Below are 17481 nucleotides of genomic sequence, written 5' to 3'. Positions count from 1 at the left end.
ATTTCGTCGCCAGCCGGAAACGTAGATGGCGGGGGCCGCTTCGTCAACACCTCTGTCAAGGTCCGCCGGATATGCCGGATATTCGGTGGCAGAGCCATACCGATCCAGCTACAGCCCGGATTCGGACGGCAGGAGCGAGGGAGGTTTCCGACTATGGTGACGTTCCATGAAGCGCGTCCTCGTCCCCGCGCGGCTGCGTCAAGCCGTGCGTTCGTGGTTCGACTCCCGGTACATCTCGATCGCGGATCACCGCCAGGACATCAGAGACGCTCTCTGGGAGGTGCAGACGCTGCGCCGGGAGATGGCCGCCCTCCAGTCCGAGGTCGAGCGCCTGCGCGCCGCCGTCAGGCAACAGGCCAGGCCGCCGGGGCCGCAGCCCGGGTCCGCCGACGCCCAGCGGGTCGCCGGTGACGCCCACCGCCTGGCCAAGGAGACCGCCCAGGCTCTCGACGGCCTGCTGCAGAACGAGGTCCTCATCTGGCAGGCGATCGACGACCTCAAGGCGCGGGTGCCCGCCGTGGCGCGGGAGGAGCCTCGGCCGTGCGCGTGACCTGGGCTGACGGCCTTCTCACGTTCCGGCTCGACCTCGAAGACCAGATCACCGGCAAGGCCTCCGACGAGTATCCCGTCAAGCTGGCCACGAACTCCTGCACCATCACCGACGTGCCGGACGACGCCCACCCCGACCTGTTCGCCGTCGCCGCCTGGACGGTCGTCGCGCCCTGGACGAGGAAGCGGATCACCTTCGACCGCGCGGTCTCCGCCCGGTTCGCGCAGGTCCTCCATGACGGCTGGGGCGTCGAGGCCGGCCCCGTCGGCGCCGAGCCCCGGGCCGCCGGCGGCACGCTCGCGATCTCGTACAGCGGCGGCGCCGACTCCGTGGCCGCGGCCGCGATCTACCCTGACGCCCCGTTCGTGCACTTCCGCCGGGTGCCGCACCCCCGGGTGCCGAACAGGTGGCCGCACTACCGCTCCGACGTCCTGGCCAGGCTCGCCCAGCAGACCGGCCGGCCGCTCACCACGGTGCGCTCCGACCTGGAGTACACCCTGGCCGAGCCGCGCCCCGGCTATCCGGAGCACCACGCGGTGGCGGCGGGCGCGCTGCTCAACGCCGACCGGCTGGACCTCGGCGGGCTGGGCTTCGGCTACGAGATCGGGTCGCGCTGGCTCGGCGGCGGCCGCTACCTGCACCGCTACACCCCCGACAACCCCATGTGGGCCCCGCACGGCAAGTGGGGCCGGCTCTTCGCCGCGGTGGGCGTGCACATCGTGCTGCCCGTCGGCGGCGTGAGCGAGGCGGTCACCATGCGCCTGGCGCTGGAGTCCGAACTCGCCGGCCAGGTCCGGTGGTGCCTCAGCGGCGCGGCCGACGGCCCCTGCCGGACCTGCGCCAAGTGCCTGTACAAGGAGCTCATCCAGGCCGCCGTCGAACGCCGCCCGCTCGACACCCCGCTCACCGCCGGCCACCCCCGGGCCAGGAAGTGGCTCCGCCCGCCGCCGTACGGCGGTCAGGAGATGGTCGAGTACGGCCTGGCCCGCATCCCCGGGATCGAGCGGACGCTCTTCGCCGGGGCACTCGACTACTTCGACGCCACGGAGGAGTCCACCAGCTGGCTCGAACACTGCTACCCGCCGGCGCTGGCCGAGATCCCGGAGCCGTGGCGCGAGCGGGCCACCTCGTTCATGACCGCCGAGGTCGGCCTCATGACGGAGAAGGAGATCCACCGGGTCGAGACCTGGGGCTCCACCGGATAACGTCTCCGGCGGCAGCGAGTGAGGGAGTGAGCGCATGAGGGTCTACCTGTCCGTCGACATGGAAGGCGTCACCGGCCTGACCGACCCCGAGGAGATGCACGCGGGCAAGCGCGGGTACGAGCGGGGCTGCGAGCTGATGACGGCCGACGCCAACGCGGCGGTCGAGGGGGCGTTCGCCGCCGGCGCCGGGAAGGTGCTGGTGAACGACGCCCACGGGTCGACCAAGAACCTGCGGATCGACCTGCTCGACCCGCGGGCGACCCTGATCAGGGGGCCGGGCAAGGCGCAGCGGATGGCGCACGGGCTCGACGGGTCCTTCCAGGCGGCCGGCTTCGTCGGCTACCACGCGCGGGCCGGGGTGAGCCACGGCGTGCTCAACCACACGTGGATGGGCAAGGAGATCCAGAACGTCTACCTCAACGGCGAGATCGCCGGGGAGACGCGGGTGGTGGCGGCGTGCGCCGGGTTCCACGGCGTGCCGGTGGTGCTGGTCACCGGTGACGAGGCCGTCGGCGAGGAGGCCCGCCAGCTGCTCGGCGATGTGGAGACGGTGGCCGTCAAGAAGGGGATCGACAAGTTCTCCGCCGAGTTGCTGCCGCCGAGCGTGGCCCAGGGACGGATCCGTGAGGGCATGGCCAGGGCGCTAAGCCGGTTGACCGACTTCACGCCCTACACGATCGATCCCCCGTACACGCTGGGTGTGGAGTGGAACTCGACGGCGATCGCGGCGGCCGTGGCGCTGATCCCCGGGGTGAAGGTGGCGGGGTCGCGGCACACCGAGTTCACGACGGACGACTTCGCGCAGATCATGGCGCTGTTCGGCATCTTCGCGACGATCGGCGGCCAGGTGGCGTGCGGCAGCGGCCCGTACGGGTGAGGGCCCTCGCGTGAGGACCGGGGGCGGGGAGTCGTAGGGTTCCACCGTTCGTCCGGGGTTCCGGGTTTTGCGATGGATTGGCCGGTTCCGTGGGTGTCCCGGGCGGCGGGGCGGCAGCATGGGCGGGTTCGTGACGCCGCGCGGGTCTGACAGCGCGGCCAGGGCTGGAGGCGGGTGGCATGGAAGGCGCGGAGCTGACCAGGCGCGGGCTGCTGGTGGGCATCGGGGCCGCGGGCGGCGCCGGGGCCATGTACGCCGCCATGGGCGCGCTGGGGCTGGCCCCCGACGAGCAGGACAAGACTTTCACCCCGCCCAGGCCGGGCGACTTCTCCCTGCAAGGACGCGGCGCGGCCAAGGTGGTGATACTCGGCGCCGGCGTGACGGGGCTGACCGCCGCCTACGAGCTGGGCAAGGCCGGCTACGACTGCACCCTGCTGGAGGCCAGGGCCAAGGCCGGCGGGCGCAACCTCACCCTGCGCGGCGGCGACCGGCTGACCGAGCTGAACGGCCCCGCCCAGGAGGTCAAGCTGGGCGAGGGCCTCTACTTCAACGCCGGCCCGGCCCGGATCGCGCAGTGGATGGTGACCCTGGACTACTGCCGCGAACTGGGCGTCCCCATCGAGACGTTCGTCAACAGGAACGCCCAGGCGTACATCCACACCAACGGCCAGTCCGTGCGCCAACGCACCGCCCGCGCCGACATGTACGGATATGTCGCCGAACTGCTCGCGAAGGCCACCGACTCCGGCGCGCTCGACCGCAAGCTCACCGCCGAGGACCGGGATCGGCTGCTCACCTTCCTGCGACGCTTCGGCGACCTGGGCCCCGAGCTCGACTACGAGGGCTCGCCCCGCCGCGGCTTCTTCGACTACCCGGGCCTGGACGAGGGCAGCCCGTTCCCCCCGCCCGGCAGCCTGGCGCAGGTGCTCGCCGCGGGCACCGGCCGGGCCATCACCAACGACTTCGGCCACGACCAGGCCAGCCCCATGTTCCAGGTCGTCGGCGGCACGGACACGATCGTCACCAGACTGGTGGAGGCCATCGGCGCGGACCGGATCACCACCGGCGCCAAGGTCACCGGGATCACCGACCTGCCCGACGGGGTCGAGGTCACCTGGGACGGCGGCCGGATCAAGGCCGACTACTGCATCGCCACCCTGCCGCCCCACCTGCTCGCCAAGATCCCGCACAACCTGGGCGCGGACGTCACCGCCGCCCTGCGGCTCCCCACGCCCATGTCCACCGGCAAGATCGGCCTGGAGTACGACCGCCGCTGGTGGGAGCTGGAGGACCGGATCTACGGCGGCGTCAGCGAGACCGACCTGGACATCGCACGCATCTGGTACCCCTCGTACGGCTACCACAGCGAGCGCGGCGTGCTGGTCGGCTACTACAACCACGGGCCGGACGCCGAGCTGTACGGCGCGCTCACCCCCGACGACCGCCGCCGCCGCGCGCTCACCCAGGGCAAGAAGATCCACGGCGAGAAGTACCGCACCGGCGTCCTGTCCTCCATCTCCATCGCATGGGAGCGTCAGGAACACATCCAGGGCGGCTGGGCGAGCTGGCCCGCCTTTGATTCGTCCTTCACTCTTCTGCAACGTCCCAGCGGAAGGGTCTACTTCGCGGGCGACTGGCTCACCCGGCTGACCGCCTGGATGGCCGGAGCGATGGAATCAGCCCGTGGCGTCGTCACTGAGCTGCACAAACGCGTGCTGCAGTCATCGTGACGCCACCCGCTGCTCCCGGGACCGGCGTAAGGTCCTGAGAGGAGCGATCGAGGAGATGGGATGACGTTGCACTGGGTGCCGGCCGCCGGCCGGACCGACCTGCTGGCCGAGCCGGTGGCGCGGGCGATCGGGCAGGTGGAGGACGCCCGGGTCGCGGAGATCGACCCGGAGCTGGCCGACACGGCCGCGTTCTGCGAGCGCTACGGCGTGGCCATGGGAGCTTCGGCCAACTGCGTCGTCGTCGCCGCCAAGCGCGGCGGCGAGGTCCGCTACGCCGCCTGCATGGTGCTGGCGACGACCCGGGCCGACGTCAACGGCGTGGTGCGCAAGCATCTCGGCGCCCGCAAGGCGAGCTTCGCCCCGATGGAGGAGGCGGTGGAGCTCACCGCGATGGAGTACGGCGGCATCACCCCGGTCGGTCTGCCGGCCGACTGGCCGATCCTGGTCGACACCCAGGTCGCCGAGCACCCCGAGGTGGTCATCGGCAGCGGCCTGCGCCGGTCCAAGCTCGCCGTCTCCGGAGCCACCCTGGCCGGGCTGAAGGGAGCGGAAGTCCTCTCCCTGTCCGTCTGAGCGCGACAGCTCCAGAGAGCGAGGAACGATGCCGGCGGAGGGCCGATCGGTCACGGAGGGAAGACACCGTGGCCGAACCGAGACCGTTGGATCGGAAACCATTCACCCCGATCCGGACGTTGTACGAGTGGGAATGTGGCCTCATGGTTCATCTCGTGGGCGGGGATTAAGCCGGTATGGTGCTTCATGCCATGAACGATGACCGACTCGGCCCTTACCGGCTGCTCAGGCGGCTCGGCGAGGGGGGAATGGGCGTCGTCCACCTCGCGGTCGACCCCCAGGGGCGGCAGGTCGCGGTCAAGGTCCTGCGCGCCGAGGTCGCCGGCGACGAGCTCGCCAGGCGGCGGCTTTCGCGCGAGGTCGAGACGATGCGCCGGGTGCGGAGCAAGTACATCGCCGAGGTGCTCGACGCCGATGTGACCGGTCATCGCCCGTACATCGTCACCCGCTACGTCGCCGGCCGCTCGCTCGACGAGATCGTCAAGGACGACGGCCCGCTCGACCTGCCCGCGCTGCTCAAGATCGGTCACGGGGTGGCCGCGGCGCTGGCCGCCGTCCACTCGGTCGGCGTGATCCACCGCGACCTCAAGCCGGGCAACGTGCTGATCCTCGACGGCGATCCCGTGCTGATCGACTTCGGCATCGCGCAGGCGGTCGACGCGACGCGGCTGACCCAGACGGGCATGTTCATCGGCACGCCCGGCTACCTCGCGCCGGAGATCATCGAGGGGCAGGAGGCCGGGCCCGAGGTCGACATCCACGCCTGGGCCGGCACGCTCCTCTACGCCGGCACGGGCCAGCCGCCGTTCGGCAAGGGCACGCTGGAGATGGTGTTCTACAACATCACCGCGGGCAAGGCCGACGTGAGCGCCGCCCCCGGGCCGCTCCAGCCGCTGCTCAAGGGCGCCTTCCAGCGCAACCCGGCGAAGCGGCCCAAGGCGGCCGAGCTGGCCGAGCAGGTGGCCAGGCTGATGCCCAAGGCCGGGCTGTCGATGCCCGACGAGATCTCCACGGTCCCCCACCCGGACCCGTCCGTGACTCCCCCGTACGAGGGACCGACCACCCCCGCACCCGGCCACGACAGAATCCGCCCCCAGCCCGCCAGCGGCCCCCAACCGGCCTTCCCCGGCGGCTCCCAGCCGGCCTTCCCTGGAAGCGGTTCTCAGCCATCGTTCCCTCCGGCTGGCGGCGGTTCTCAGTCGGCGTTCCCCGCGGTCGGCGGCGGTTCTCAGGTCCCGCAGAGCGGCGGCCCTCAGGTGCCTTCGTCCCTGCCGCACGGCGCCGCGGCGAGCGGCCCGCAGGGGCCGGGCAGCGGAGCGCAGAGCCTCCTCACCGGTTCCCAGAGCCCCGACAGCGGCCCCGCCGCCGGTACGCCCGGCACCCCGTACGGGCCGGGCGGCGGCGCCCAAGGCCCCGGCGGAACCCCCCACAGCCAGCCACAGAGCCTCCTCGGCGGCCCGCCCGGTCAAGGCCCCGCCGGAGGCCCGCAGAGCGGCCCCCAAGGCCCCGCCGGAGGGCCGCATGGCCCTGGCAGCGGCGCTCAGGGTGCCGCCGCCGGGCCATATGGGCAGGGAAGCGGTGCTCAAAGTGCCGCCGCCGGGCCGTATGGGCAAGGGAGCGGGCCGCAGAGTCCTGCGAGCGGGTCTCATGGTGCTGGCAGTGGGCCGCAAGGGCTTGCCGGTAGGCCTCACGGCAGTGGGCCGCAAGGGCCTGTTGGAGGGCCGCACGGCTCGCGGGTGGCTGGTGGGGCGCAAGGGGGTGGCGGGTCTCGGGATGCCGAGGCCGGTGACAAGCCGTCTTGGGAGATCTCCACGCCGCCGATGACGCCGCGCAAGCTCGTCGAGGGGCAGGACCCGCGCGTCCCGCCGCCCGCGCAGGACCAGCGGTACGTCTCGCTGCTCGGCCAGGGCGACCCGTGGCCGACGCGCAGGGTGAGCCCTGAGGAGCTGCGTCAGATGCAGCGCGAGGCCCAGCAGAGCGCGCCCTGGCAGCCGGGCCCGGGCGGCCAGGGTCAGGCCAACCACCATGTGCCGGAGGCCGACGTGCCGACCCGGCGGGTGCGGCCCGACCCGCAGGACCTGCCCACCAGGCGGGTGCGCCCCGAGGCCCCCGACTACGGCAGGGGCACCCCGGTGCAGCCCCCTCCGTACATCCCGCCGCAGGCCCAGTTCCCGCCCGACCCGCAGACCAAGCGGGAGCCGTTCATCCCCGGCGCCCGCCCCGGTCAGGTGCTGCAGCGGTCGGCCGCCTACGGGGTGGCGGGCGCGATGCTGCTCATCATCATGATCGTGCTGGCCGCGCGGGCGCCGGTGCTGGTGGCCCTGGTGTCGCTGCCGGTCGCGGTGCTGCTGCGCGCCGCCGACCTGGCCCAGCCCGAGCTGATCACCCGCCGGCCGACGGGCGCGGCCGCGCTGGACGTCATCAGAGTGTTCGCCTACCCCAAGGCGCTGGTCAAGTCGGCGGCCATCACGCTTGCCCTGGTCCCGTACGCGCTCATACTCGGACTGCCCGTGACGCTCCTGCTCACGGTGATGGCCGGCATGAGCCCGTACAACGCGCTGGCCTGGGGCGCCGGGGTGGCCCTGTGGACGGTGTGCGCAGGCCCCGGAGTCGAGGGCCCGGGGCGCCAGATGCGCAGGACGCTCTCATCGCTCGTACCCTCGAGAACAGCGGCGATGGTGATGGCGGGAGTGTTCGCGGCGATGGCCGCGCTCACGCCGATCCTCGCCACCGGCACATTCGGGGACAACGCGAGGAGGGCCATATGGACTCCGGTGAACGTCGGGCCCGTGGTCGATCTGCTGCAGGACTGGAAGGGGGACTCGGGGGGATGACGCTGGGACGATGGCGATGAGCGCGGGCAACACCCAGACGCCAGAGCGGCTCGGCCCGTACCGGCTGGTGCGGAAGATCGGCGAAGGCGGCATGGGGGTGGTGCACCTCGGCATCGACGGCGACGGCCGCGAGGTCGCCATCAAGGTCCTGCATCCGCACGTCGCCGCCGACCTGAAGGCGCGCGACCGGCTCACCCGCGAGGTCGAGACGATGCGCCGGGTGCGCAGCCCGCACGTCGCCGAGGTGCTCGACGCCGAGCTGGTGGGGGGCCAGCCGTACGTGGTGACCCGGTTCGCGCCGGGGCGCACGCTGGAGGAGACCGTGCTGTCCGACGGGCCGCTCGGCCCACGCCAGCTCATCACCCTCGCCCAGGGCCTGTGCCAGGCGCTCGTGGCCATCCACGCGGCCGACGTGATCCACCGCGACTTCAAGCCGTCCAACGTGATGCTCGTCGACGGCGAGCCGCTGGTCATCGACTTCGGCATCGCCCATCTGGTCAACGCCACCCGGCTGACCCAGACCGGCATGTTCGTCGGCACGCCTGGCTACCTGGCGCCGGAGATCATCCGCGACTCCGACATCACGCAGCGGGCCGACGTGCACTCGCTGGCCTCCACGGTGTTCTTCGCCGCGACGGGGGTGCCGCCGTTCGGCACCGGCACGTTCGAGGCGGTGTGCTTCAACATCATGGAGGGGCGGGCGCAGCTCGACAAGGCGCCCGTGTGGCTGCGCGGCTGGCTGAGCCGCGCGCTCCAGGTCGACCCCGCCGACCGGCCCGACGCCCGCGAGCTGCTGCGCATGGCCAGGGCGCTCGACCCGTCGGTGACCACGTTCAACGAGTCGCCGCCGGAGGACCAGCCGGGGCGGACCAAGCGGCTGCTCGGCCGTACGAAGGTCATGGAGTCGTTCTCGGACCTGCTGCCGCCGGTCCAGTACGGGCGGCCGGCGCGCGAGGAGAAGCCGCCGCCGTACGTCCCCGCGCCTGTCACGTCCCGGCCCCCGTGGCCGGACCAGCGGGTGGCGGGCTATCCCGCGCCGGCCCCCACACACGCGCAGCCGCAGGCCCAGCCCCAGCCGCGGGCCCAGGCCCAGGCGCGGCCCCGGGCCTACACGCCGCCGCGCGACCAGACGCCGCCGCGCGAGCGCAAGCGCTACCTCGCGGGCAGCCAGTTCGTGGCGCTGCTCGGGCTCGTCACGCTGGTCGCGCTGGCGGTGATGATGCCGGTCATGGTGAGCGCGATCGCGATCGTGCTGGCGCTGGTGCTGCGGGTGGGCGAATACCTGTTCGGCGACATGGTGCAGCGGCGCCAGGTGCGCGGCAGCAGCGCCGCCGACCCGCTGCTCGTGCTGGTCGGCACGCCGTGGGCGCTGATCAAGGCCACGCTGGTGAGCGTGGTGCAGGTGCCGCTGGCGATCCTGTTCGGCGTGTGCGTGTGGGGCGTGCTGCGGTGGGGCGGCGGGATGGGCGTGAACGAGGCCGCCGCCTACGCGGCCGGCGCGCTCGTGGCCGGCCTGTTCCTGCTGCCCGGCGGCGGTTCGCCGCGCAAGGCGGTCACCCGCACGCTCACCGGTGTGCTGCGCTCGCCCGGCGCCGCGACGGTGGCGGTCCTGGTGATGGGCACGGTCGCGCTGTTCGCGGTGATGTTCGCGCTGGGCGGCACGCCGTCGTGGGAGCCCTGGCGGGCCCCCGAGACCGTCATCGAGGAGCTGACCACCCGGGCGCATGACAGTGCGACCGGCCTGATCACGGGCCTCGTCGACGACCTGATGAGAGAGCTGGGGCTGGGCTTCCTGTCGCCCTGGTCGTGAGTGTCCCCGGCGGCCGTGGTGGGGAGAAGTAGGGGTATGAGCGAGCACCTCGGCCCCTACCAGCTGCTCTCGCGGCTGGGCGCGGGCGGGTTCGGCCACGTGCACCTGGCGCTCGACCAGGAGGGCCGCACGGTCGCGGTCAAGGTGCTCCATCCGCACGTCACGGCCGACTCGGCGGCGCTGGCCCGGCTGGCCCGCGAGGTCGAGACCATGCGGCTGGTGGGCGGCAAGAACGTCGCGGAGGTGCTCGACGCCTCGTTCGACGGCGACCGGCCCTACCTCGTGACCCGCTACGTGCAGGGCAAGCCGCTCAGCGCGGTGCCCGTGCCGGTGGCCGACCTGCGCAAGCTGGCCACCGGGCTGGCCGAGGCGCTGGTGGCCATGCACGACGCGGGGGTCGTGCACCGCGATCTCAAGCCGGCCAACGTGATGATGAGCGAGGGCGAGCCGGTCGTCATCGACTTCGGCATCGCGCACGCGCTCGACTCGCTGTCGGTCACCGCCTCCGGGGCGGTGGTCGGCACCCCCGGTTACTTGGCGCCCGAGGTGCTGGAGGGCGGGCCGGCCGGCCCGGCGGCCGACGTGTTCTCCTTCGGGGCGACGCTGGCCTACGCCGCGACCGGGCGTCACCCGTACGGCACGGGGCCCGCGTCGGCGGTCGCCTACCGCGTCGTCCACCACGAGCCCGACCTGGAGGGCGCGCCCGGCTGGCTGGAGCCGCTGCTGGCCGAGTGCCTCGCCACCGACCCGGCGGCGCGGCCGGTGGCCGCCGACATCTGCGCGCGGCTCGGCGTGGCGGCGGTCCCGCGGTTACGCCGCCTGCCGCGGCCCTCGGTGGGTACGGGGCGCCGCTCCGGTCGTGATGTCCACCACATGGCGACGAGGGAGTGGCAGCCCGGCAGGGCGGTCGGCGAGCTCTCGGCGGAGGACGCCAGGGCGCGGCACCAGGAGAGGGTGCGCAGGCGCTGGCTGGCCGGCTCGACGGTGTTCGTGGGCTTACTGTCGGCCGCGGCCACCGAGCCGCTGCCGGAGGTGGCGCTGTTCCTGATGGCCGTGTTCTCGCTGGCAGTGGTGGTGGACGCGGGGTTCGCGCTGTTCTCGCGAGGGCCTTTCACCAAGGGCAGGGTCATCGCGGACGCCGTGGGCGTCGCCGGGGCGATCGGCCTGTCGGTGGCGCTGAGCGCGTTCTTCAGCACGCCCGTGCTGGCGCTGTTCGCGGGCACGGCACTGGTCCTCGGGATCGTGTTCCTGCTCACAGCCTGAGCGCGTGACCAGGGCCGCCAGCAAGCAGCGGAACAAAGCTCGGTAAGGTTGGGGCGGGGAGTCGTTACGCGCGGATGCACGTGTCAGCGCGTAAGCTACCCGTGGGTAACATGAGCGCCGGGACACCCGCTGTCACAACGCCCATGGGGCCCTGGCAGTCTGGACAGGACATCCGGCGCCGACCGCTCGCGCGGCGGCGCACGCGAACACGGGAGGTCGGCCACCGGCCATGAACATTGTCGTCTGCGTGAAGCAGGTCCCCGACACGGCGACCGAGCGCAAGCTGCGGTCCGATGACAAGACCCTCGACCGTGACGCGGTCGACGGCGTGGTGAACGAGCTCGACGAGTACGCGGTCGAGGAGGCGCTCAAGCTCAAGGAGGCCCACGGCGGTGAGGTGACCGTCCTCACCATGGGCCCGGGCAAGGCCACCGAGACGATCCGCAAGGCCCTGGCCATGGGCGCCGACAAGGCGGTCCACCTCGTCGACGACGCGCTCCACGGCTCCGACGCGCTGGGCACGTCCTACGCCATGGCCCAGGCGCTGAAGAAGATCGGGTTCGACCTGGTCATCCTCGGCTCGGAGTCCACCGACGCGCGCACCGGCGTGCTGCCCGCGATGCTGGCCGAGCGCCTCGGCAGGCCGCAGCTCACGCTCGCCAACAAGGTCGAGGTCGACGGCTCGTCCATCAAGATCCAGCGGATCACCGACTACGGTTTCGACCGGGTCGAGGCCTCGCTGCCCGCCGTCGTGTCCGTGGTCGAGAAGATCAACGAGCCGCGCTACCCGTCCTTCAAGGGCATCATGGCGGCCAAGAAGAAGCCGGTCGAGACCCTGGGCGTGGCCGACGCCGAGATCGACGCCGCCCAGGTGGGTCTCGACTCCTCCTGGTCGCAGGTCGTCGACTTCGCCCCGGCCCCGCCGCGTGCCGCCGGCACGATCGTCAAGGACGAGGGCGACGGCGGTGCCAAGGCCGCCGAGTTCCTCGCGTCCAAGAAGTTCATCTGAGAACGGGGGTTTTACTGATATGTCGGAGATTCTCGTTCTCGTCGAGCAGGTCGACGGCGAGGTCAAGAAGGTCACGCTGGAGCTGCTGACCCTGGCCCGCCGGCTCGGCACGCCCGCCGCCGTCTGGGCGGGCCCCGGCTACACCCCGGAGGCCAAGGCCAAGCTGGCCGAGTACGGCGCCGAGACGATCTACGTGGCCGGCTCCGAGGAGATCACCGGATACGTGGTCGCGCCCAAGGCCGAGCTGCTCGCCCAGCTCGTCGGCGAGAAGTCGCCCGCGGCCGTGCTGGTCGCCGCGACCGCCGAGGGCAAGGAAGTCGCCGGGCGGCTGGCCGTCAAGACCGACTCCGGCGTCATCACCGACGCCGTGGGCCTCGGCGACGGCTTCGTGGCCGAGCAGTCCATCTTCGGCGGCGGCGTGAACGTCCAGGCGAAGGTGAGCAGGGGCATCCCGATCGTCGCCGTGCGGCCGAACTCGACGGCCCCGGAGGCCGCCGCGGGCGCCGGCGCCGAGGAGGAGGTGTCGGTCTCGCTGTCCGACGCCGCCAAGTCCGCCCGCGTCGTCGAGCGCGTCAAGCAGGAGAAGGGCGCCCGCCCCGAGCTGACCGAGGCCGCGATCGTGGTCTCCGGCGGCCGCGGCGTGGGCTCGGCGGAGAACTTCTCGGTCATCGAGGGCCTCGCCGACGCCCTGGGCGCGGCCGTGGGCGCCTCCCGCGCCGCCACGGACGCCGGCTGGTACCCGCACCAGTTCCAGGTGGGCCAGACCGGCAAGACCGTGTCGCCGCAGCTCTACATCGCGGCCGGCATCTCCGGCGCCATCCAGCACCGGGCCGGCATGCAGACCGCCAAGACCATCGTGGCGATCAACAAGGACCCGGAGGCGCCGATCTTCGAGCTGGCCGACTACGGCGTCGTGGGTGACCTGCACCAGGTCGTCCCGCAGCTCACCGAAGAGGTCGACAAGCGTAAGTAGCTTTTCGGAGCTCTTTTCCGGGAAACGGCGCCGCACCCCTGTGCGGCGCCGTTTTCGCGTCCGGTGGGTTATTGGTGAGGGTCGGTTCGGGTTCTGCGAGCCGCTTGGGCTGGTGGGTCGGGTTCTGTAAACCTCTTGGCTAGTGGGTCGGTCTGCAAGGCTTTTGGGGCCGATTCGGGTTTTGCGGCCTTTGTGGTGGTTGGGGTCTCGGTGGATTTTTGGGTTGGTTCGGGTCCTATAAGCCTTTTTGGGAAACCCCTCGGGCTGGGCGCCGTTAGCGAGCCTTCGGCCCGCCCGCTCCGCCGTAAGCGATGGAGACCGGCCTGTGGTTCTGTGAGTGGGGATCTCGAACCTTGGGACGTGGTCGGTTCTCGTGGGAGTTCAGGTGCCGGGTGGCTCTCGTTTCACTGTGGCTCGGCCGGGAGCAGGAGGCGGAAGGTCGCGCCTTCGCCGGGGGAGGAGTGGATCTCCACCCGGCCGCCGTGGGCGGTCACGATGGAGCGGACGATGGCAAGGCCGAGGCCCGCTCCTCCGGTCGTGCGGTTGCGGGAGCCGTCGGCGCGGTAGAACCGGTCGAAGACCCGCTCCGCCTGCTCCGGGGAGAGCCCGGGGCCGGAGTCGGCGATCACCAGAGCCGCGTCCCGGCCGACGGTGCCCACGCCGATCCTGACCGGGGTTCCCGGCGGGGTGTGGGTGACGGCGTTGCCCACCAGGTTCGTGACCACCTGCCGGAGCCGGTCCTCGTCGCCCAGCACCGGGGCGCTCCCCGGCGGGCCGTCGTCGGGGCCGGTGAGCGTGATCGCCCGCGTCGGATCCAGAGCGGCGAGATCGGCGCGGGCGTCGGCGGCGAGCGTCCGCAGATCCATCGGCGTCAGATCAAGCCCCACCCCGAACGCACCGTCCCTGAGCCCACCGTCCCTGAACCCCACCGTTCCCGAAGTGCCGTGGTCGGCGGTGCGGTCCCCGAAGGAGCCGTCTCCAAAGGCGCGGTCCCCGAGGGGGCGGTCTCCGAACGAGGCGTCTCCGGAGGAGCCGCGCCCGAAGGCGCCGCGACCGGCGGCGCGGTCCCCGAGGGCGCGGCCCCCGAAGGGACCGCAGCCCTTGGTGCGGTCCTCGGAGGTGCGGTCCCCGGGAGTGCGGTCCCTGGCGGTGGGGTCTCTGGAGGTGCGGTCGGCCGGGGTGGGGGCTCCGGGGGTGGGGTCGGCCGGGGTGGGGGTTGTGTGGGTGGGGTTGGGGGTGGCGAGGTCCATGGTGGCGAGCAGCAGCAGGTCGTCCACCAGTTTGGCCAGGCGGGCGGACTCGCTCTCGATGCGGGCCAGGGCCGCGTCCGCGTCCGTGCCGCCCATGCGGTAGAGCTCGGAGAAGCCTTTGATGCCGAAGAGCGGGGTGCGCAGTTCGTGGCTCACGTCGGCGACGAAACGGCGCATCCTGGCCTCCGACTCCTCCCGGGCGGAGAAGCCCCGCTCGATCTGCGCCAGCATGCCGTTGAGGGAGCGGGCCAGCCGTCCCACCTCGGTGCCCGGACCGGCGGGCTCGGGCACCCTCCTGCTGAGGTCGCCGGCGGCGATGGCCGCCGCGGTCTCCTCGACCCGGCGCAGCGGCGCCAGCCCGGCCCGGATCGCGAACCCGCCCGTCAGCGCCAGCAAGCCCAGCAGCAGCCCGCCCGCGACCAGGGAGGCGACCCGCACCCGCTGGACCGTCGAGTTCATCCCGTCCAGAGAGACCGCCGCGACGACCGAGGCGTGCGTGCCGCGGGTGGCGGGCACCGCGACCGTCCGCCACTGCTCGCCGTCGTCGCCGGAGACCGTGAACGGCCGCCCCGCGCGGGCCTCGACGGCCGCCGCGTCCAGCCGGGGCAGCCGCGGCAGCCCGCCGACCGTCGGAGCGCCGGAGGAAGGGCCGGCGCCGGTGCCGACCTCGCTGCCGACCCCGGCGCCGACCACAGTGGTGACCACGGTGCCGTCGGCGGCGAGGAAGGCCAGCCGCACCTCCTCGATCAGGTCGAGCTGGGACGGGGCGGCGGGGGCGGCCCGCTTGCGCAGCAGGTCCATGAGCTCGGGCGGCATCGAGGCGGCCGCTGTCGCCAAGGGGCCGAGCTGGGCGTCGATCCGGGCCAGCAGTTCGGCTTCGAGCTGCCGTACGACGACCGTGCTCACCAGCGCGAGGCCCGCCACGAGCAGCGCCACCGTGATGGCGAGCAGCCGGGCGCGCAGCGACAGCCGCCTGATCATGGCTTCGGCCTGCGCAGCACGTAGCCGACGCCGTGGACGGTGTGGATGAGCCGCGGCCCGCCGGTGTCGAGCTTGCGGCGCAGGTAGCTGATGTAGGTGTCGACGATGCTGGAGTCGCCGGCGAAGTCGTAGCGCCACACGTGCTGGAGGATGTCCGCCTTGGGCAGCACCCGGCCGGCGTTCTCGGCCAGGTGGCGCAGCAGCCTGAACTCGGTCGGCGACAGCCGCACCGGGACGCCGCCCCGCGTCACCTGGTGGCCTTCCGGGTCGACCTCCAGATCGCCGACCGTCAGCGTGTGGTCGCCGGGTGAGGCGCCGGTGCGCCGCAGGATCGCCCTGATGCGGGCCAGCAGCTCCTCCAGGTCGAACGGCTTGGTCACGTAGTCGTCGCCGCCCAGCCGCAGGCCGTTGATCTTGTCGGCGGTGGCGTCGCGAGCCGTCAGGAACAGGACCGGCACCGGCCCCGGCCTGCCGCCAGCCCTCGGCAAGGTTCTCAGCCTGCGGAGCACCTCGAACCCGTCGAGGTCGGGCAGCATCACGTCGAGCAGCACCAGATCGGGCGGGTCGCGCCTGGCCGCCTCAAGGGCCCGCGTGCCGCTGTCGGCCGAGCTGACGGTGAAACCCGCGAACCGGAGCGTGGCCGCGAGCAGTTCCTTGACGGTCGGCTCGTCGTCGACCACGAGCAGCCGCTCGCCTGTGGGTTCACGCACCTGCCGCCCTCCCGCCTTCAGCCTACGAGCCGGGGTCACACATCACGCGTGCGGAACCGGGTGCGTGCCCAGACCATCATGACCGCCACGAAAGCGGCCAGCACGCCCATCCCCATCCAGATCGGGAGTGAGCCTTCCGAGGGCATGAGCGACCGGAAGGCGGCCGTGTTCGGCCACCAGGTGCTCAGCGTGAGGCCCAGGAAGTCGGGCATGATCGGGGCGAACATCGGCAGCAGCAGGAAGGCCGTGGCCGTGTTCACCGCCGCCGCCGTGCTCCTCAGCAGGATCCCGAGCGACAGCCCGAACAGCGCCACCAGCTCCAGCACCACCGGCCCGAAGAGCAACAGCCGCACCGCGTCGGGATCGTCCAGCCAGACCCGCGGCACGCCGTGCATGGCGAGCGTGATCTGTGAGACCAGGAACATCCCCCATACCGCCGCCGCGCCTGCCGTGAGCCCGGCCACGGCCACCAGCGCCGCCTTGGCCACCACCAGCCGGGTGCGCCGTCCGGCCGCCGCCACGGTGGCCCGGATCGTACCGGAGCCGTACTCGGTGCTGGCCACGAGCGCACCCAGCGCCGCGACCAGCAGCTGGACGATGAAGACGCCCCGGGAGCCTCCCTGCAGCGGATCGAACGCGGCCTGGTCCGCCGCCGTGGCCCGCGCGTACTCGGCCGCCGACGCCTGCGCGAACAGCCATCCCAGCAGCACCGACACGGCGATGACGGCCCCGGCCAGCACCGGCATGACGGGGACGCTCCTGAACTTGGTCCACTCGGCCCGCACCAGCCCCCTCACAGCGCGGCCCCGAACTCTACGCTGTCCCTGGTCAGCTCCATGAACGTGTCCTCCAGCGAAGCGCGGCGAGGCGTCAGCTCGGCCAGCGCCACCCCTTCAGACGCGGCCAGCCGCCCGATGTCCGGGGCCGGCATGCCCGTCACCACCAGCTCGTCGCCGTGCGCCCGCACGTGCGCCCCCGCCAGCTCCAGCAGCCTGCCGAAGCCCGCCCCGTCGGCCACCCGGACCAGCACCTCGGCGCCGGCGCCGGTGAAGTCCTCGACGTCCCCTTCCGCGATCAGCCGGCCCCTGCCGATCACCACCAGCCGGTCGGCGGTCACCGCCATCTCGCTCATCAGGTGGCTGGAGACCAGCACCGTGCGGCCCTCGGCGGCCAGGCCTCGCAGCAGCGTACGGATCCACAGCACGCCCTCCGGGTCGAGCCCGTTCACCGGCTCGTCCAGCACCAGCACCGGCGGGTCCCCGAGCAGCGCGGCGGCGATGCCGAGCCGCTGGCACATGCCGAGCGAGAACCCGCCGGCCGGGTAGCCCGCCGCGTCGGACAGGCCCACTAGGTCGAGCACCTCGCCGACCCTGCGGTCCGGGAGGCCGCTGCCCCTGGCCAGGTAGAGCAGGTGGTCGCGGGCGGTGCGGCGCGGGTGCACGGACTGCGCCTCCAGCAGCGACCCCACCTCGCGCAGCGGCGTCTCCAGGTCCCGGTAGCGCCGCCCGCCGACGGTCACCGTGCCGGACGTCGGCAGGTCGAGCCCGAGGATCATCCGCATGGTGGTGGTCTTGCCCGCGCCGTTGGGCCCCAGGAAACCGGTGACGAGGCCGGGCCGTACCTCGAACGTGAGCCCGTCCACGGCGAGCGTCCCGCCGTGGCGTTTGGTCAGTGCGTTGAGCCGGATCATGCGGCCAGCCTGGCCCGCCCGGTTGG

At 72.6% G+C, this 17481-nt stretch carries 14 protein-coding genes; 10 read left to right on the top strand and 4 right to left on the bottom strand.

Features of this window, described 5'->3' with window-relative positions; translation table 11 throughout:
• Positions 1-166 precede the first annotated feature (166 nt).
• The 10 genes from ACIBF7_RS32165 (at position 167) to ACIBF7_RS32120 (ending at position 12824) form a co-directional block, all read left to right on the top strand.
• Positions 167-550, top strand: coding sequence for a hypothetical protein (locus tag ACIBF7_RS32165; RefSeq protein WP_364230976.1), 384 nt, complete (start codon positions 167-169; stop codon positions 548-550).
• Entirely contained in the window at positions 541-1755 is a 1215-nt protein-coding gene (locus tag ACIBF7_RS32160; RefSeq protein ID WP_271276443.1) for a DUF6395 domain-containing protein, read from the top strand. The genes ACIBF7_RS32165 and ACIBF7_RS32160 overlap by 10 nt, the downstream gene beginning before the upstream one ends.
• A gap of 34 nt (positions 1756-1789) precedes the next feature.
• Positions 1790-2632 (top strand): M55 family metallopeptidase, encoded by an 843-nt coding sequence (locus ACIBF7_RS32155; RefSeq protein WP_219548340.1) that lies wholly within the window; start codon positions 1790-1792, stop codon positions 2630-2632.
• A 179-nt stretch (positions 2633-2811) separates the two neighbouring features.
• Complete coding sequence (locus ACIBF7_RS32150; RefSeq protein WP_148029441.1) at positions 2812-4362, top strand: flavin monoamine oxidase family protein; 1551 nt, start codon at positions 2812-2814, stop codon at positions 4360-4362.
• Between the two features lie 60 nt (positions 4363-4422).
• On the top strand, positions 4423-4935 hold the full coding sequence (locus tag ACIBF7_RS32145; RefSeq protein ID WP_148029442.1) for a YbaK/EbsC family protein: 513 nt from the start codon (positions 4423-4425) through the stop codon (positions 4933-4935).
• A gap of 191 nt (positions 4936-5126) precedes the next feature.
• Positions 5127-7769 carry a protein kinase gene (locus tag ACIBF7_RS32140; RefSeq protein WP_397198822.1) on the top strand — a complete coding sequence of 881 codons (2643 nt, stop codon included), beginning with the start codon at positions 5127-5129 and terminating at the stop codon, positions 7767-7769.
• 10 nt (positions 7770-7779) lie between these two features.
• Positions 7780-9579 (top strand): serine/threonine-protein kinase, encoded by a 1800-nt coding sequence (locus ACIBF7_RS32135; RefSeq protein WP_246640756.1) that lies wholly within the window; start codon positions 7780-7782, stop codon positions 9577-9579.
• Positions 9580-9615: 36 nt separating this feature from the next.
• On the top strand, positions 9616-10842 hold the full coding sequence (locus ACIBF7_RS32130; protein WP_271276437.1) for a serine/threonine-protein kinase: 1227 nt from the start codon (positions 9616-9618) through the stop codon (positions 10840-10842).
• Between the two features lie 229 nt (positions 10843-11071).
• Complete coding sequence (locus tag ACIBF7_RS32125) at positions 11072-11851, top strand: electron transfer flavoprotein subunit beta/FixA family protein (RefSeq protein ID WP_397198821.1); 780 nt, start codon at positions 11072-11074, stop codon at positions 11849-11851.
• Between the two features lie 19 nt (positions 11852-11870).
• Positions 11871-12824 (top strand): electron transfer flavoprotein subunit alpha/FixB family protein, encoded by a 954-nt coding sequence (locus tag ACIBF7_RS32120; protein ID WP_148029445.1) that lies wholly within the window; start codon positions 11871-11873, stop codon positions 12822-12824.
• A 404-nt stretch (positions 12825-13228) separates the two neighbouring features.
• Here the strand turns inward: ACIBF7_RS32120 and ACIBF7_RS32115 are convergent, their stop codons facing one another.
• Genes ACIBF7_RS32115 through ACIBF7_RS32100 form a run of 4 tightly spaced genes read right to left on the bottom strand, consistent with a single transcriptional unit; the run spans position 13229 to position 17455 of the window.
• Positions 13229-15055: a HAMP domain-containing sensor histidine kinase gene (locus ACIBF7_RS32115; protein WP_271276436.1), complete on the bottom strand. Its 1827-nt coding sequence runs from the start codon at positions 15053-15055 to the stop codon at positions 13229-13231.
• Positions 15052-15765: a response regulator transcription factor gene (locus tag ACIBF7_RS32110; protein ID WP_148029447.1), complete on the bottom strand. Its 714-nt coding sequence runs from the start codon at positions 15763-15765 to the stop codon at positions 15052-15054. The genes ACIBF7_RS32115 and ACIBF7_RS32110 overlap by 4 nt, the downstream gene beginning before the upstream one ends.
• A 35-nt stretch (positions 15766-15800) precedes the next feature.
• Positions 15801-16562, bottom strand: coding sequence for an ABC transporter permease (locus tag ACIBF7_RS32105; RefSeq protein WP_271276435.1), 762 nt, complete (start codon positions 16560-16562; stop codon positions 15801-15803).
• On the bottom strand, positions 16559-17455 hold the full coding sequence (locus ACIBF7_RS32100; protein WP_271276434.1) for an ABC transporter ATP-binding protein: 897 nt from the start codon (positions 17453-17455) through the stop codon (positions 16559-16561). Before ACIBF7_RS32100 ends, ACIBF7_RS32105 begins: the two co-directional genes overlap by 4 nt.
• Positions 17456-17481 lie beyond the last annotated feature (26 nt).

The organism is Nonomuraea sp. NPDC050478 (genome assembly GCF_044458265.1).
Taxonomy (GTDB): domain Bacteria; phylum Actinomycetota; class Actinomycetes; order Streptosporangiales; family Streptosporangiaceae; genus Nonomuraea; species Nonomuraea ferruginea.
Note: the sequence above shows the minus strand (reverse complement) of the source record. Positions and strands in the feature narration are given on the sequence as shown.

Excerpts from the sequence above, each read along its gene's own strand:
- ACIBF7_RS32165 (WP_364230976.1), top strand. The coding sequence starts at position 167 with ATGAAGCGCGTCCTCGTCCCCGCGCGGCTGCGTCAAGCCGTGCGTTCG.
- ACIBF7_RS32155 (WP_219548340.1), top strand. The coding sequence starts at position 1,790 with ATGAGGGTCTACCTGTCCGTCGACATGGAAGGCGTCACCGGCCTGACC.
- ACIBF7_RS32150 (WP_148029441.1), top strand. The coding sequence starts at position 2,812 with ATGGAAGGCGCGGAGCTGACCAGGCGCGGGCTGCTGGTGGGCATCGGG.
- ACIBF7_RS32145 (WP_148029442.1), top strand. The coding sequence starts at position 4,423 with ATGACGTTGCACTGGGTGCCGGCCGCCGGCCGGACCGACCTGCTGGCC.
- ACIBF7_RS32140 (WP_397198822.1), top strand. The coding sequence starts at position 5,127 with ATGAACGATGACCGACTCGGCCCTTACCGGCTGCTCAGGCGGCTCGGC.
- ACIBF7_RS32135 (WP_246640756.1), top strand. The coding sequence starts at position 7,780 with ATGGCGATGAGCGCGGGCAACACCCAGACGCCAGAGCGGCTCGGCCCG.
- ACIBF7_RS32130 (WP_271276437.1), top strand. The coding sequence starts at position 9,616 with ATGAGCGAGCACCTCGGCCCCTACCAGCTGCTCTCGCGGCTGGGCGCG.
- ACIBF7_RS32125 (WP_397198821.1), top strand. The coding sequence starts at position 11,072 with ATGAACATTGTCGTCTGCGTGAAGCAGGTCCCCGACACGGCGACCGAG.
- ACIBF7_RS32120 (WP_148029445.1), top strand. The coding sequence starts at position 11,871 with ATGTCGGAGATTCTCGTTCTCGTCGAGCAGGTCGACGGCGAGGTCAAG.
- ACIBF7_RS32115 (WP_271276436.1), bottom strand. The coding sequence starts at position 15,055 with ATGATCAGGCGGCTGTCGCTGCGCGCCCGGCTGCTCGCCATCACGGTG.
- ACIBF7_RS32100 (WP_271276434.1), bottom strand. The coding sequence starts at position 17,455 with ATGATCCGGCTCAACGCACTGACCAAACGCCACGGCGGGACGCTCGCC.